The organism is Paenibacillus kobensis NBRC 15729 (assembly GCF_004000825.1).
GTDB classification, from domain to species: Bacteria; Bacillota; Bacilli; order Paenibacillales; family Paenibacillaceae; genus Paenibacillus_T; species Paenibacillus_T kobensis.
Map to the genome: position 1 here is coordinate 67997 of NZ_BILZ01000015.1, position 14584 is coordinate 82580.

The 14584-nt window shown below is 51.1% G+C and carries 13 protein-coding genes; 9 read left to right on the forward strand and 4 right to left on the reverse strand.

All coding sequences use genetic code 11. The features are described 5' to 3' along the window. Positions 1-143: 143 nt before the first annotated feature. Both PKO01S_RS11520 and yidC read left to right on the forward strand, forming a co-directional pair. Positions 144-479, forward strand: coding sequence for a hypothetical protein (locus PKO01S_RS11520; RefSeq protein WP_127531489.1), 336 nt, complete (start codon positions 144-146; stop codon positions 477-479). Beyond that, a complete protein-coding gene (gene yidC / locus PKO01S_RS11525) occupies positions 431-1306 on the forward strand; it encodes a membrane protein insertase YidC (RefSeq protein WP_127531490.1) in 876 nt (291 codons plus the stop codon). Before PKO01S_RS11520 ends, yidC begins: the two co-directional genes overlap by 49 nt. Positions 1307-1438: 132 nt before the next feature. Here yidC and rpsD read toward each other — a convergent pair whose 3' ends face one another. Next, complete coding sequence (gene rpsD, locus PKO01S_RS11530; RefSeq protein WP_127531491.1) at positions 1439-2041, reverse strand: 30S ribosomal protein S4; 603 nt, start codon at positions 2039-2041, stop codon at positions 1439-1441. 442 nt (positions 2042-2483) lie between these two features. Between rpsD and PKO01S_RS11535 the strand changes: the two genes are divergently transcribed. Next, complete coding sequence (locus tag PKO01S_RS11535) at positions 2484-4406, forward strand: sensor domain-containing diguanylate cyclase (RefSeq protein ID WP_127531492.1); 1923 nt, start codon at positions 2484-2486, stop codon at positions 4404-4406. Positions 4407-4488: 82 nt separating this feature from the next. Beyond that, on the forward strand, positions 4489-5337 hold the full coding sequence (locus PKO01S_RS11540; protein ID WP_127531493.1) for a hypothetical protein: 849 nt from the start codon (positions 4489-4491) through the stop codon (positions 5335-5337). Between the two features lie 81 nt (positions 5338-5418). Here the strand turns inward: PKO01S_RS11540 and PKO01S_RS11545 are convergent, their stop codons facing one another. Next, complete coding sequence (locus tag PKO01S_RS11545; RefSeq protein WP_127531494.1) at positions 5419-6534, reverse strand: aminopeptidase; 1116 nt, start codon at positions 6532-6534, stop codon at positions 5419-5421. Positions 6535-6786: 252 nt separating this feature from the next. On the opposite strand from PKO01S_RS11545, the gene PKO01S_RS11550 reads away from it, so the two are divergent. Both PKO01S_RS11550 and PKO01S_RS11555 read left to right on the forward strand, forming a co-directional pair. Then, on the forward strand, positions 6787-7029 hold the full coding sequence (locus PKO01S_RS11550; RefSeq protein WP_127531495.1) for an HPr family phosphocarrier protein: 243 nt from the start codon (positions 6787-6789) through the stop codon (positions 7027-7029). A gap of 153 nt (positions 7030-7182) precedes the next feature. Next, positions 7183-7470 (forward strand): YlaN family protein, encoded by a 288-nt coding sequence (locus PKO01S_RS11555; protein ID WP_127531496.1) that lies wholly within the window; start codon positions 7183-7185, stop codon positions 7468-7470. Positions 7471-7548: 78 nt separating this feature from the next. Here the strand turns inward: PKO01S_RS11555 and PKO01S_RS11560 are convergent, their stop codons facing one another. Next, the gene (locus tag PKO01S_RS11560; RefSeq protein WP_127531497.1) at positions 7549-9486 is read right to left on the reverse strand and encodes a glycoside hydrolase family 15 protein; all 1938 of its coding nucleotides are present in this window, start codon (positions 9484-9486) and stop codon (positions 7549-7551) included. A gap of 7 nt (positions 9487-9493) precedes the next feature. Then, entirely contained in the window at positions 9494-10522 is a 1029-nt protein-coding gene (locus PKO01S_RS11565) for a LacI family DNA-binding transcriptional regulator (protein WP_127531498.1), read from the reverse strand. A 468-nt stretch (positions 10523-10990) separates the two neighbouring features. On the opposite strand from PKO01S_RS11565, the gene PKO01S_RS11570 reads away from it, so the two are divergent. From PKO01S_RS11570 to PKO01S_RS11580, 3 genes are all read left to right on the forward strand, one after another. Then, positions 10991-12319: a sugar ABC transporter substrate-binding protein gene (locus tag PKO01S_RS11570; protein ID WP_127531499.1), complete on the forward strand. Its 1329-nt coding sequence runs from the start codon at positions 10991-10993 to the stop codon at positions 12317-12319. A gap of 118 nt (positions 12320-12437) precedes the next feature. Continuing rightward, positions 12438-13751: a carbohydrate ABC transporter permease gene (locus PKO01S_RS11575; RefSeq protein ID WP_127531500.1), complete on the forward strand. Its 1314-nt coding sequence runs from the start codon at positions 12438-12440 to the stop codon at positions 13749-13751. Continuing rightward, positions 13748-14584 (forward strand): sugar ABC transporter permease, encoded by an 837-nt coding sequence (locus tag PKO01S_RS11580; protein WP_127531501.1) that lies wholly within the window; start codon positions 13748-13750, stop codon positions 14582-14584. The genes PKO01S_RS11575 and PKO01S_RS11580 overlap by 4 nt, the downstream gene beginning before the upstream one ends.

Below are 14584 nucleotides of genomic sequence, written 5' to 3' on the forward strand. Positions count from 1 at the left end.
AAGATCTAATCGTGAAGTTCAAACCGAATTCAGCATACCGTCTTTGTTGAAATCAGGCAAGTCTAAGTCTACAATAAGAGAAGCTAGAGTATTGGATACTAACCTGTAATCGAAATCGAACGACGCAGAAGGAGGTGAACCCGATGTTTGAATTACATGATATTATCCCGTATTTGTTCTCCATCAGCGTATTATGTTCGTTCGCTTACGTCTACTTTCAGTGGTCGACGCAGCCGAAGGTCAATCCGGCCGGAAGAGAAAGATTGCAGCTTGCCGAAGCGGTCCGGGTGGCTGGACCGATACGCGAATGGGCTAGCTACAGGCACGAATTGGTCCGCAAAGTAAAACGGAAAGAAGCGCCCGATGAGGACGCTTCAGATTGTCAATCCTCGAATGCTCAACTACGTTCTATCATTCGAGGAGGAAAACAATGCAAACTACAAACAAGAGGTTCCCTTTTCAACGTCGTTACGTTCTAATAATCGCATTGCTTGCGCTTGCTCTGCTTAGCGGATGCAGCGCTAACGGAACGATCGACAGCAATACACCAGGCATGTTCAATCATTATGTTGTCTATCCGTTCTCCGAATTAATCCAGCATATCGCAGATTGGTTCGGCGGCAATTACGGCATTTCGATCATCGTCATGACGCTGCTCGTACGAATCGTTCTGATGCCGCTTATGATAAGGCAACAGCTCGGCATGATGAAACAACGCGAGAAGATGAAGAAGCTGGCGCCGGAATTGCAGCAATTAAAGGACAAATATAAGTCGAACAAAGATCCGAATGCGATGCGCCAACAGCAGCAAGAGACGATGCAGTTATACCAGCAGCATGGCGTTAATCCATTCGCTATGGGCTGTCTCCCGATGCTCATTCAGCTTCCGATTCTGACTGGTTTGTATTACGCCATTCGAATGACGCCGGAGCTTAAGGCACACTCATTCCTGTGGTTCGAGTTAGGGTCTAAGGATATGGTGTTGCCGTTCGTCGCGGCGGGAGCATACCTCGTTCAATCGCTGCTTACTCAGCGTTTATCCGGAACGGCAAACTCCGGTTCGCAACAGCCGTTGGCGGGGCTAATCTATTTGTCGCCGGTTATGATGGGTCTGTTCTCCTTCACGGCGCCGGCTGCTTTGCCGCTGTACTGGACGGTTGGCGCAATCTTTATGATCAGTCAGTCTTTCTTGACTTATTGGCTGTACAAGCGACAGTCAAAGGATGATGCGGTGCCTAGTGCAACCGATGAGCAAGCCAAGCCGAAAACGAAATCAAAAACAAAAGTGAAGGGTGCGGAAGGATAGCGCCATTCCAAAAACAAAAAAGCTTGGACCAACTGGTCCAAGCTTTTTTGTTTGACAGTCCAATAAGAAGAAGAACCCTTGGACCAATAGGTCCAAGGGTTCTTGTTGCTCTGCAAGAAGCAGAAGCAGATATTAACGGCTGTAGAACTCGACGATTTGTTTCTCGTCGATGTCTTGGGACAGTTCAGCGCGCTCTGGCAGACGGAGGAATTTACCTTCCAATGCAGCTTCGTTGAAGTCCAGGTAGTTAGGAACGTGCGTACGAGCGTCGCGAGCTTCTTTGATCGATTTCATAGCGCGGCTGCGCTCACGCAGGCCGATAACGTCGCCCGTGGAAACCGTGTAGGAAGCGATGTCGACTTTCTTGCCGTTAACCGTAACGTGACCGTGTGCTACGAGCTGACGTGCGCCTGCACGGGAGTTCGCGAAGCCAAGACGGTAAACGAGGTTGTCCAGACGGCTCTCAAGCAGGAACATGAAGTTCTCGCCGGAGATACCTTTCAGCTTCGAAGCGCGGTCGAACAGGTTGCGGAATTGCTTCTCGTTCAAACCGTACATGTGGCGAAGCTTTTGTTTCTCCATCAATTGCATGCCGTATCCGCTGATCTTCTTGCGAAGGTTAGCGCCGTGTTGGCCTGGTGGGAATGGGCGTTTAGCAATCTCTTTACCCGTGCCGCTCAGGGAAATACCGAGGCGACGGCTAAGTTTAAATTTAGGACCCGTATAACGTGACATATGTGTGTAACTCCTTCTTCAAATTGGGATTTTGAAAAGGGGGTCGCTGTTTCGCCGGAAACGGTCTTCACTTCATCAGGCATAAGCCCGCTAAAGATCTGACAAGCTAGTTCAGCCGCTGGCTTGTCAGCGATCGATTCCTAAGGGTGACACAAAAAGCCCCGCCCAACAATCATTAATAAATTCTATAGGAAATCGGTATCGGTTGTCAAGAGAATAGCGGCATTGCGCGAAGGAATCGAGTGGGAGGAATGTACGCAGGATTTACGTTAACTTTATATTTCTTTGATACAAAAGACCTATACAAGTAGTGCATATTTCATGAAAATACAGTATGATAACAATAACTAGATTTATTTGATGATACGGCGGATTAAAAATCCGGTCGAGCGGCTGTTGCAAGCATTCATTCCTGGTAAGATGGAAGGATGGTGAGCTACCTATGCGCCAACATATATTATTGCATGCGGACGCCTCTAACTTTCGTACGGCGGCGGAACAGACAGAGTTGTGGTACGAAGGTCAAGATATTAATATCAGCGATGTCCCATATTTGGCTGCGCTGCTGAAGGAAAGCTTCAGCGATTGGGTAGCCGAATCGATCGGCTTGCCGCTTCTTGGACAAGCCGCCATCTTTTTAGTGTCGACTGATGAACATATCGTGGATAGGGCAGGACGTTCGAGCGCTGAAGATGATTCAGAGCTCGCCGCGCTTGCGGCTGCAGCTGCTTCCTTGGCGGCTAACCGGCCTTCCGCCGGCTCGCACGCGAGCCATATGGCTGCCGCAGTGCCGATCATGAGAAGAACGGACGATCGTTTGCCATTCGCGGTTCTTGTCGCTGCTGCGCCTCATGTTGACGAATCGCTGTCGGCACAGCTGCTTTCCGCAACCTATCATTTGCGGAGCTGCTTTTATAGAAGATTCGAACGGATGTTCATTACCGATATTATGCGCCAACAGCGTCTGTCCGAAACGGAAGCGCTTCATCGCGCCGCCTTGTTCGCCGCAGCGAAGCGGCTGTATGACGGGATTGACGTCGGCTCGGTCTTGTCGGAGATGATGCAAAGTCTGAGTTCATTGTATCCGGAATCACGCATTCGTCTCTATTTGTCTCAAGATCATGTCAATGGTGATACAAGGGTCAAATCGCTGCAGTTCAACCATCCTTCGGGCGACTTCGTTGTCAAATCGTTTCTGGAAGCGAAACCGGGCATTCGCCAGCATGATTCCGGAAGCGTGGATGTCGTTATTCCAATGGCGGGCAAGCAAGCGGTGTATGGTGTACTTCGGCTCCTAGTGCGTCAAGAGCAATGGGACGAGGCTGATCTGCCTGCGCTCGTATTGTTGGCGGATACGGCCGGCAGCGCATTCGAGCATGCGAAGCTGTACGAACAGTCGAATCTGCTTATATCCGAGCTGCGCCTTATCAACGAACTAACGAAGCGGCTCAGCCAATCGCTTAAGTTGAAGGACGTATTTCACTATACGACGAGCGAGCTGCTTCGTATCTATAATGCGGACTGCTGCTGCTTGCTGAATTACGATAAGGAGCAGGAATGCTTCATCGTCATGTCCAGCAGCTTGCCATCGTTCGAGAACGAGCATTTCTCGATCGAGTACGGCTTTACAGGATTGGTCTACCGTTCGCAAGAGGCGGTCATCATTTCGGACTATTGGCAATCTAATTCAGTACCTTCCCGCTGGATGGATGAGACGGGTTCGCGGTCGCTTATCGCCGCACCTATTCTTGCCGGATCGGAAGTGGCGGGCGTCATATTGGTCGGCCACCGCAGCCCGCATTATTTCTCGTATGACAACTATAAGCTTCTGCAAGTGTTATCGAGCCATATCGGGCTTGCGATGTCGAACGCGTCGCTGCATGCCGAGGTGCGCAGAATGGTCATTACGGACCATTTGACGGGTTTAAGCGCAAGGCATTACTTGAACGACCGGATCGTACGCAAGCAGCGCAAAGACCGTTGCGGCTCGTTGATTGTTGTCGATATCGATAAGTTCAAAGAAGTGAACGACAGCTTCGGCCATTTGGTCGGCGATCGGATCCTCGTTCAAGTGTCCGAGAAGATACGGTCCGTCATTCGCGATTCGGACATCGCGGCAAGATGGGGCGGCGAGGAGATGGCGGTATATCTCCCCGAAATTCGCAAGGATCAAGCCTATCGGATCGCAGAACGGATCCGGATTAAGGTCGAGAGCGAGACCAGTCCGTCCGTGACTGTTTCTTGCGGCATTTCGGAATGGACGTTCGAGGATGACAAGATTAGCGTTGAATCGCTGTTCTATCGGGCGGATATGGCGTTGTATCAAGCAAAGCATGGTGGACGGAATTGCATAACGATCGGTTAAGGACACTCGCATAGTGTCCTTTTTTTATGGTTACATTAGGCTTGATTGAAGACTGTTGGGGCGGAAACGGAGGTCATCAAGCATGCGCAACCATAATAAAGGCAGAGTGCCGGGGAAGATCATCGCTTGTATGCTGGCTGCATCGATCGGACTTGCAGGCTGCGGTGCGGCATCCGAGTCTCTGCCGGCTGACCAATTTTTGTCGCTCTCGATTTCTGGGCTCGCTGGAATCGACCAGTATACATTCGAGGGAAAAAGCGGGATCGTGCTGCCGGTTGGCGTTACAGTCGGTTCAGTCTCCTATAAAGGAGAAGTAACCGATCATGCCAATATGACCGTACAGATGACAGGCAACGGAGACGGGGGGGGCGGTACAAGCGGTGTCGGAGTGATGTCGGAAGACGGTGATTGGAAGCTGCTCGCCCGACGTGGAGCGGACCGCTGGCTTCCGGCCAATGCGGGCAATGGCATGCGGACTTTGAACGCATCCTCTTCGTGGTCCGAGAGCACCTGGGCTGGAATTAATCCGCTTGAGAGACTGGAACGGCTAAAGGATGCCGCTAAGAGCGTCGCATATGGAGGAACGGACGGGAACGACCGGCATCGGGTTATACAAATCGTCTTAGAGCCTTCTGCAGCGAAGCAGGAATGGCGGCATCGCATTGAAACGGAGTGGGAGTCGGTTGCGGGCGGCAGAACCGTTCAAACGGCTGCAAGCGGCAGAGACGAGTGGTCGATTGCTTATGAGAAATCGGGCAAGCAGTTGGCTGCTATGCTCGATTCGCTCGAAGCGGAGACACGAATCGAGATTACGGCCGACAGCCGCACGATGCTGCCTCTGAAAGTGGTCGAGCATTCTACGCTCCGTTTCCAAGCGAACGGGAAGGAGCGTCAGGAATCTCATTCCGGCACCGTAACGTTTACAGGATAACAGGCCATGCTGAGGCAACGACAAGGGAAAAGGCATGCGCACCGGAATTCGGTGTGCACGCCTTTTTATCGCTGAGCGGTATTATTTGAGGTTTTCAGGATTCAAGCCTTCCAGCTCGGGAATGACGAAGCGTCCGTCCTTGCGGATCAGCTTGTCGTCGAACCATATTTCGCCGCCGCCGTATTCCGGACGTTGAATGAGCACCATGTCCCAATGAATGCCCGACACGTTGCCGTTGTATGCTTCGTCGTAGCATTGGCCCGGCGTGAAGTGGATGCTCCCCGCTATTTTCTCATCGAACAGAATGTCCTTCATCGGGTTCAAAATGTAAGGGTTGACACCGATTGCGAATTCGCCGATATAGCGCGCGCCTTCGTCCGTTTCGAAGATTTGGTTGATGCGGTCTGTATCGTTCGCCGTGGCTTCGACGATTTTGCCGTTCTCGAAGCGAAGCTTGACGTTCTCGAACACATAACCGTTATAAGGGCTTGGTGTGTTGTAAGAGATGACGCCGTTGACGCTGTCGCGTACAGGCGCCGTGTATACCTCGCCGTCAGGCAGGTTGCGCAAACCAGAGCATTTGACCGCCGGGATTTGATGAATCGAGAACGTAAGATCGGTATCTTTGCCCGTTAGGCGCACTTTATCGGTCTTGTTCATGAGCTCGACCAGAGCATCCATCGCGCGGCTCATCTTCTCATAATCCATCGTACAGACATCGAAATAAAACTGTTCGAACGCATCCGTACTGACCGATGCAAGTTGCGACATCGACGGGCTAGGGTAGCGGAGAACGACCCATTTTGTTTTCTTCACCCGAATGGAAGAATGGACTTTATGGCTGTAGATCGTGCTGTATAGCTTCATTTTGTCGTCGGGTACGTCTGACAGCTCATAAATATTAGAGCCGCCGCGGACGCCTATGTAAGCCTGCATATTCGTCATCTGGTTCGCATCATATTCGGCCCATGTGCGGATTTGGTCTTCGGTCGCATTCATGAGCAGTTCTCTCGTAATTTGATTGTCTCGAATATTAACGAACGGTCTGCCGCCGGCAGCGTGGATATGGCGCACAATCGATTTCACGAGGGCGTTGTCAATGCCGAAGGCTTCGACGAGCACGTTCTCGCCAGGCTGTACGGTTGTCGAGTAGTTGACTAGTACGTCGGCCAGCCGCTCTAATCTTGGGTCTATCATTGGGCACACCCTTTGCATAAGATTCGTGTATTATTATATTCATTCTTTTCGAATTCAACCAAGCAGGTATCGTAATGAATACGTTGTATATAATAACAGAGTTGAACAATATGGTTCAACGCAAGGACAACTTGCATATGGAAATGAATAAATAAGCGGAATCGTTCTTTTTTCTCTTGAACGCTGCTGTTTTTCACGGTATGATGAAGGTATTACAGGAAAAGGTTACTATTGAATGGTGGAGGGATTGTCATGTCCAACAATGCTGCAATCGTAGAAATTTCCCAAACGGCAAGCCAATTTCGGTCTTCGATCGTTCTTCAAGCTGAGAATAAGTATATCGATGTGAAGAGTATCCTCGGACTGTTCACAACGCTTCTCGGCGGACATGCATATGAGCTCCATGTACATGGCCCAGATGCCGAAGATGCGAAGAAAGCGATGGCGGAAGTGTTCGCGAAGCACAACTTGAACGTAACCGTCGTATCCGAATAATTGTTACTAATGAGGTCATATTAAGGACTTTCGGACAAAGCGCTCTTATAGGGCGCTTTGTTTTGTTTCCCTCCTTGTACTTCTTTGCTTTTTCGTCTAATATAAAGTAAAAGGATAGAAGACGGCGAGGAAATGCGCACAGGGGGGAAAACGATGTCTTCACCGAATGTTATAGACCACTTGCATCAGAAAGCGCTCAATCTTCTTGAGGAAGATGCTAATAAAATCGAAAAGCTGATTGAGGTTCAAATGGAAAACTTGACGACTCGTCAATGTCCATTGTACGAAGAGGTGTTGGACACCCAGATGTACGGCTTCTCCCGTGAGGTCGATTTCGCGGTACGCGCCGGGCTCGTAGATGAATCGGTTGGCCGCGACATCGTCAGTAAGCTCGAACGGAATTTAGCCAAGCTTTATGAAGCGTTGAATAACAAGAAGTAGTCCCGAGCAACTGGGACTGCTTCTTTTTTTGTACGGGTATAGCAAAAGGACGGCTCATCGGATGAGCCGTCCTTCTTATTAAATCTGTCCGTGATCCGCCAGCATCGTGACGGCGAGAACGTACATTGCGTGCGACCAAGTAAGCGGAACGACCCAGGCCGTATTGCCCGTTGTTCGATCGACCTGCTCGGGGAGGAGCCCGGTTTCGGTCTGATGTTCCACAGCCCATTGCAAGAGGCGTTTAGCTTCCTCGTAGCTGCCGGTTTGGATCCGGTAATGCGCGAGCCATAACGTCGTTAGAATCCAAGGATTGCCTCCGATATAATGATCGTCTTCGTAGCGTTTAATACCGCCTACACCAGGGACGGTGAGGAGCCGTTCGATCGTGTCGGCCGTGCTTCTCATATGAGGGTCGTCAGCCGCGACGGCTGCGAACGGGACGGAAAGCCCCAGCAAGCTGATGTCGACAATCGGATCCCGGTCCAGTATATGTTTCCGGTAGTCTTTCAGCACCGGAACGATATAGCCGGAACGCCCTTGAGCGGTCTCCTGAGTATACGCATGCTCCGGTACTGTCAGCTTCAGTCCGCGGTAGAAGCTGTCCGCCTCCTCATTCCAGCCAAGCGTTGCAATGGCATCGGCGATTCGGTCCGCTGCAGCGTCCCAACGGTTTGCGGGTTCTATATCGAGAAGCAGCCGGCCGAACGAAGCGGCAGCGCGCAGCGCGCCATATACGGCTGCGGCGGAATAAGTATGCTCCGCTTCTCGTTCTTCCCATAGATCGTTGCTCGGAAGCGGGAAGCCCGTTTCCGGATCGAGGCTGGCGAATAGAAAATCGGCGCCCCGCTGTACGGCAGGCCAGACTCGTTCAGCGAATTCGCGGTCGCTTCTTACCGAATAATGCTGCCACATCCCCCAAATAATCGATGCCCCTTCGTCAATCTGCAGTCCCCAAGACGGAGCAAGCGAGCCGTCGTGATAGTGGCGTTGCTGCCACGAGCCGTCCGGATCCTGAGCGGTTAGCGCCCAGTCGTAAAACTTTTCGGACAGCGAGTACAGTCCAGCTTTGTCGAACGCGGTAGTAATGAATGCGGCATCCCGTCCCCAGCAATATGCATAGCCGCCGCAGCGGGAGAACGTCTCGTCGAATTCAGGGGCGGCGACGATGCTGCCCGTCTGCTTATCCGCCATAAGCTTGAAAGTAAGCAGCGACCGGTTGTAAAGTCGTTTGATTGGCCCTGCATCAGTCGGACAAGGTGCTGCTTCTTCCAAAAACCGATGCCAATAACCAGCCGTTTCGTTCGCCCATTGGGATGAAGATTTTGATTTTGCCTCTTGCAGCTTCGCCCATACCGAGGGGCGACTGTCTCCGGCGGCGATATATATTGGCAACGTGACGGTATCGCCGTGTGCGGGAAGACGGATATCCCAGGCTAATGCGCCGTCTGGCTGCATGTCGATTATGTTGCCGTTAAGCTGGCCGGACTGGGCGGCGTTCCAAGCGTGACCGGATTGAAATTTTGTGCACACGTTTGCACTCGAGAGCGCAAAAAAAGTACCGCTGCGGTAATGCAATAATGCATCCTCAGAAGGCTCGAACAAAGTCGTGTTATAAAGCTGGCTTTCCTGTACATGGAAGGAGGAATGAGTCAACCATTCGAATTCGAGCGGTTCGTACCCGTCATTGCGGAACGTATGTTCCATCACGAGCACATCGCGGTCAGGGATAGCGAAATAACGGCTATTCACCGATAGCGGCAGGCCTGTATTCGCTGAGGCTATGGTGAAAATGTTCGTATCTTCCTCGTACGCAGCGGTATGTGTCCATTGGTCGCCGTCCAGCCAGTCCGTCATCTGTCCGGTGGTCCGGATACCCGAACGAACGGCATCCGCATGCTGCGGGAAATCGATATGAGGCCACCAGAGCCGATATAAAGTGCCCGTCCGCCCGAAGGCGGCGAGCATAGAGCCATTTCCGACGATTGCGTCGATCAAATAAGGTTTATTAGCGTTCATAAGTCAGTCAACCTTTCTTAATCATGGTAGATAAGGACGATTCCCGGATCATCAGCCGGTGAGGAATGACCATTCTAGCGGTCTGAACCGGTTGTTCCTGCACATCTCGAATTAATGCTTGAGCTGCTGTATAGCCAAGTTGGTACGTGCCGATGTCGATCGAACTAATTGGCGGACTAGCCAGTTCGGATAACGCGATGTTATTGAAGCTGACCAGACTAATATCGTCCGGCACTTTATAACCGAGCTCGGTTAATCCGCGCAATACGCCGAAAGCAACGACATCATCGATTACGACAAGCGCAGTAGGCCGTTCCGGCAAACTCATAATGAGAGACATAGCCCGGTAACCGCTCTCTTGCAGAAACTCGCCTTCGACGATCCACTCCGAACGAATAGGAAGACGATAAGCTTCCAACGCTTTCTGATAGCCGTGCAAACGGTCGTTCGAAACGGTCAAATTGGCAGGTCCGCTTACAAATCCGATTCGTTCATGGCCTTGAGCGATTAAATGCTGAGTAGCGTCGAACGCAGCTTGCGTATTGTCGTTGTCGACGGACAATATGTCGGGATGCGCTTGGCAACTGCCGATGAGGACGAACGGGAACTCCGATTGGGCCAAATAAGCAACGATCGGATCGTTCACTCGGGAGCTTAACAAAATAATCCCGTCGACACGGCGTCCGCGGACGAGCCTCGCTACTGATTCAATCTCATCATGCTCGCCTGTCGCCGTCGTCAGCAGCGTGTCGTAACCGGAACGGTTGGCAACGGTCAATATTCCGCGAAGCAACTCACCGAAGAAAAAGTTTTGGAACAGTTCTTCGGCCGGGCGCGGCAGCAGAATCGCGAGCGTCTGAGTCGTTTTGGATACGAGACTCTTCGCCATGATGTTCGGATGGTAGCCGAGCTCCTCCATAATTTGTTTTACTTTACGCGATGTGTCCAGACTTATGCGGGGGTGGTTAGATACGACTCGGGACACGGTCGAGGGGGAGACTCCCGCAAGCTTGGCGATATCTTTAATCGTGACCATAACGACAACAGCCTTTCTGTGCAATCGTTTGTAATCATGCTTAATCCCATGTTAATGCATCGTTCCGCGAATGTAAATAGATAGGCACTCGGACAGGGGGAGTCGAGTGAAAAACGATGAATTTGTAAGCAAACGTGAGGAATTAGAAGGATAGGGTGTGATTAAGCGTGGAATAGGGAAGAAACGGACTGTGCAAACGTTTTTACAACGAATAGCTCTGTCATGTATGATGATGGCGTGAATAGAGCGCTTACAATCCGGGGAAACGGTGGATTAATGGTCAAAAACGTTTCGAAAACTCGTTAAGCAAGGGCAAAGTGCGCACGCCTGAACAAACGTTTGCACAAAATTTTGTCGATTTTCAAACCCAAATTAACGAAGTTTTGATTTGTTATGCACCATTTCACCGTTTCTCGGAGCGATAACGCGGTTACTGTTCAATTCGCGATTAAGAGAGGGGATCTTTTCATGAAGAAATGGGTCGGCTTAATGATCGTCAGCACCATGGTATTTATGCTCGCTGCATGCGGTAATACGAGCAAATCAGGGGACACGACGACGGCAACGGATACGGCAGCGACAAGTGAAACGACTGCAACTACTGACAAAACCGCTGCGGATACGACGGCCGTTGCCGAAGAGGAACTGCAGCCGGAGGACGGAGCAAGTCTGATCGTCTGGGACAGCAAGACAGGACGCGCGTATATCGACGAAATGGCGAAGCAATTCGAGGAAAAGTACGGCGTACCGGTTAAGGTCGAAGAAGTCGAGTCCCCGGAACAAGTCAACAAGCTGACGACGGATGGTCCTGCTGGCCTTGGTGCTGACCTTGTCAACTTCCCGAACGACCAGCTCGGCCGTGCTGTATCGGCGGGTTTGGTGCTTGAGAACGACGTGTTCGGCGAAGAAACGGCAAATGCTAGCGCGGATAACGCGGTGAAGGCTGTATCGTATGACGATGTGCTGTACGGATACCCCCGCTCAGTTGAAACTTATGCCATGATCTATAACAAAACTTTGTTCCCGGAAGGCGCTCCAAAGTCGTTCGAGGATATCGTGACATTCGCGAAGACGTATAACGATACGAAAAACAATAAGTTTGCGATCATGTGGGAAATCGGTAACTTCTACTTCAATTACGGCTTCCTTGCGGCTACAGGCGGTTACCTGTTCGGCGATGGCGGTACGAAAGCGGATGATATCGGTCTGAACAACGACGGTGCGGTTCAAGGCGCGAAGTTCTACGCTTCGCTCAAAGACATTATTCCGATGAACACGGGCGATGTTACGTACGACATTAAGAAAGGGCTGTTCACGGGCGGTACGCTTGGCATCGACATTAACGGTCCTTGGACATTGCCGGACTACAAAGCTTCCGGTGTCGATTATGGCGTAGCACCGCTTCCGACGATTAGCGGCAAGCCAATGGTTTCGTTCTCCGGCGTTAAAGCTTGGTACGTCAATTCGTTCACGAAATATCCGAATGCGGCGAAGCTGTTCGCGAAGTTCGTAACGAGCAAAGAAGCTCAGCTGAAAGAGTTTGAAATGAACGGCATACTGCCAGCGAACAAAGAAGCGGCTGCCGACTCCAAAGTGCAAGGCGATGCGGTAACGAAGGCGTTCCTGGATCAATTCAACGTCTCGCAGCCGATGCCATCCATTCCGGAAATGGGCAACGTATGGAACCCGGCAGCTGCGGCGCTGTCCGAAGTATGGAACGACGGCAAGGATGCGAAAGCGTCGCTTGACAATGCCGTTCAGCAGATTAAGGATGCGAACGCAGTTAACTCGAAATAAGCGCCGATGACCGGTTAAGGGACGGCGAGCTTCAATCATGTCCCGCCGAGGACGACTCGGCGGGACGTCTAATTAGAATCAGAATTAGAGAACCATTCGCAGGAGGGAGCGGGGCGGAATGAATCGTCATCGCGCGACAGCCGGAGTCTTATCGGTGCTTTCGATGGGACTTGGCCAGCTATACAACCGACAGATTGGCAAGGGCCTTGTTCTGCTTGGACTACAGGTGATCAGTTTAATTTATTTGGCTCCGAAGGTGGGCCATGCCTTGTGGGGGTTGATAACGCTTGGCGATCAAGCGCAACAGCGGGTTAAAGTCGGCAAGATAACGAAGGTTATACAAGGTGATCATTCGATTTATTTGATGATTGACGGTCTTATTATTGTGTTATTGCTGCTTGTTGTAATCGGGATTTATGTTGCGAACATTTATGATGCGCAGCGAATCGGCAAAGCGAGAGACGAAGGAGCGAAACCGAACAATTTCGTTCAATCGTACCGTTTCGTCACCGATTACTATTTTCCTCATATTATGCTTGCCATTCCGGCAATTGGCGTATTGTTCCTTACGATATTGCCTATTTTGTTCACGATCATGCTGGCGTTTACGAATTATTCGTCGCCTGGACATATACCGCCGGCCAAGCTCGTTGATTGGGTTGGGTTTCAGACGTTTGCCGACCTTATTCAATTAAAATCTTGGAGCGGCACCTTTCTCGGTATTTTGAAATGGACGGTCATTTGGGCCGTCGTTGCGACGGGAACGACTTATTTTGGCGGGCTGCTCGTAGCGCTTCTTATTGAACAGCAGGGAGTCCGTTTCAAAAAGATGTGGCGCACGATCTTTATTCTGCCGTATGCGATTCCGCAGCTTATCTCTTTGCTTGTTATGCGCAACCTGTTCAATGGACAGTTCGGGCCGATCAATCAATATTTCAAATCGTTCGGACTGGACGGACTGCCGTGGCTGACCGACCCATTCTGGGCGAAAGTGACCGTAATTGTCGTTAATATGTGGGTTGGCATACCGGTATCGATGGTCCTTATTCTTGGGGTACTGACTTCGATTCCGCGTGATATGTATGAGGCTGCGGAAGTGGACGGAGCGAGTGCCTTCCAGAAATTCCGTATCATTACACTGCCGTTCGTGCTGTTCTCGACGGCGCCGATACTGATCGCGCAATTCGCCGGCAACTTCAATAACTTCAATCTTATCTTCCTGCTGACTGGCGGCGCGCCGGTTAATGGCGATTATCAATATGCTGGCCATACCGATCTGCTCGTCACATGGCTGTATAACTTAACGCTCAACTTCAGCCAATTCAATATGGCTTCGGCGATCGGCATCATTATATTCATCATCGTAGCAGCATTCTCGATCTGGAATTACCGCCGCTCGCGGTCGTTTAAAGAGGAGGACATGATTCAATGAACAAGCGCTCCGGCTTTGTACGGCTGACGTTCACTTACATCGCATTGGCCGCAATTGCGGTATGCTCTTTGTATCCGGCACTATGGGTCTTGCTGTCATCGTTACGTCCGGGACCGTCGCTGTACAGCAAACGGTTCTGGCCATCATCGTTTACACTCGATCATTACCGTGAGCTGTTCACGAACAAAACGTTTCTATACGGCACATGGTATGTAAATACGTTGAAAATCGCAACCCTTTCGATGATCTTCTCCACGATACTCATTACGCTCAGCATGTACGCACTGTCCCGGTTCCGGTTCCGCGGACGCAAGACAACGCTGACGGTTATGCTCGTACTTGGCATGTTCCCGAGCTTTATGAGTCTGATTGCGATCTACGTTATTCTGCTGCAGCTTAATTTACTCGATACGCATGCAGCGATTATTCTTGTCTATTCGGCGGGTTCGGTGCTTAGCGGCTTTATCGTGAAAGGTTTCTATGATACGATTCCGCGCAGTCTCGATGAAGCAGCGCGTATAGACGGGGCTTCCCATCTACAGGTGTTCGCCCGGATCATGCTGCCGCTGTCCCGCCCGGTATTAACTTACGTCGCGTTGACATCATTCACTGGCGCGTGGGTCGATTTTATATTCGCGCGGCTCGTGCTTCGGACGAAGGAGAAATGGACGCTAGCCGTCGGCATGTGGGATCTCGTCAATTCGTTCCAGAACAGCAACTTTACGTTGTTCGCGGCGGGGGCTGTTTTGATCGCAATTCCGATTACGCTGTTGTTTGTTTTCCTGCAAAATTTCCTCGTGCAAGGTTTGACTTCCGGCGCTTCGAAGGGGTAG

What these genes read in the sequence shown, in the direction of transcription:
- PKO01S_RS11575 (WP_127531500.1), top strand. Translation starts at nt 12,438, where the DNA reads ATGAATCGTCATCGCGCGACAGCCGGAGTCTTATCGGTGCTTTCGATG.
- PKO01S_RS11550 (WP_127531495.1), top strand. Translation starts at nt 6,787, where the DNA reads ATGTCCAACAATGCTGCAATCGTAGAAATTTCCCAAACGGCAAGCCAA.
- PKO01S_RS11545 (WP_127531494.1), bottom strand. Translation starts at nt 6,534, where the DNA reads ATGATAGACCCAAGATTAGAGCGGCTGGCCGACGTACTAGTCAACTAC.
- PKO01S_RS11520 (WP_127531489.1), top strand. Translation starts at nt 144, where the DNA reads ATGTTTGAATTACATGATATTATCCCGTATTTGTTCTCCATCAGCGTA.
- PKO01S_RS11540 (WP_127531493.1), top strand. Translation starts at nt 4,489, where the DNA reads ATGCGCAACCATAATAAAGGCAGAGTGCCGGGGAAGATCATCGCTTGT.
- PKO01S_RS11560 (WP_127531497.1), bottom strand. Translation starts at nt 9,486, where the DNA reads ATGAACGCTAATAAACCTTATTTGATCGACGCAATCGTCGGAAATGGC.
- PKO01S_RS11580 (WP_127531501.1), top strand. Translation starts at nt 13,748, where the DNA reads ATGAACAAGCGCTCCGGCTTTGTACGGCTGACGTTCACTTACATCGCA.
- rpsD (WP_127531491.1), bottom strand. Translation starts at nt 2,041, where the DNA reads ATGTCACGTTATACGGGTCCTAAATTTAAACTTAGCCGTCGCCTCGGT.
- PKO01S_RS11555 (WP_127531496.1), top strand. Translation starts at nt 7,183, where the DNA reads ATGTCTTCACCGAATGTTATAGACCACTTGCATCAGAAAGCGCTCAAT.
- PKO01S_RS11535 (WP_127531492.1), top strand. Translation starts at nt 2,484, where the DNA reads ATGCGCCAACATATATTATTGCATGCGGACGCCTCTAACTTTCGTACG.
- PKO01S_RS11565 (WP_127531498.1), bottom strand. Translation starts at nt 10,522, where the DNA reads ATGGTCACGATTAAAGATATCGCCAAGCTTGCGGGAGTCTCCCCCTCG.
- yidC (WP_127531490.1), top strand. Translation starts at nt 431, where the DNA reads ATGCAAACTACAAACAAGAGGTTCCCTTTTCAACGTCGTTACGTTCTA.
- PKO01S_RS11570 (WP_127531499.1), top strand. Translation starts at nt 10,991, where the DNA reads ATGAAGAAATGGGTCGGCTTAATGATCGTCAGCACCATGGTATTTATG.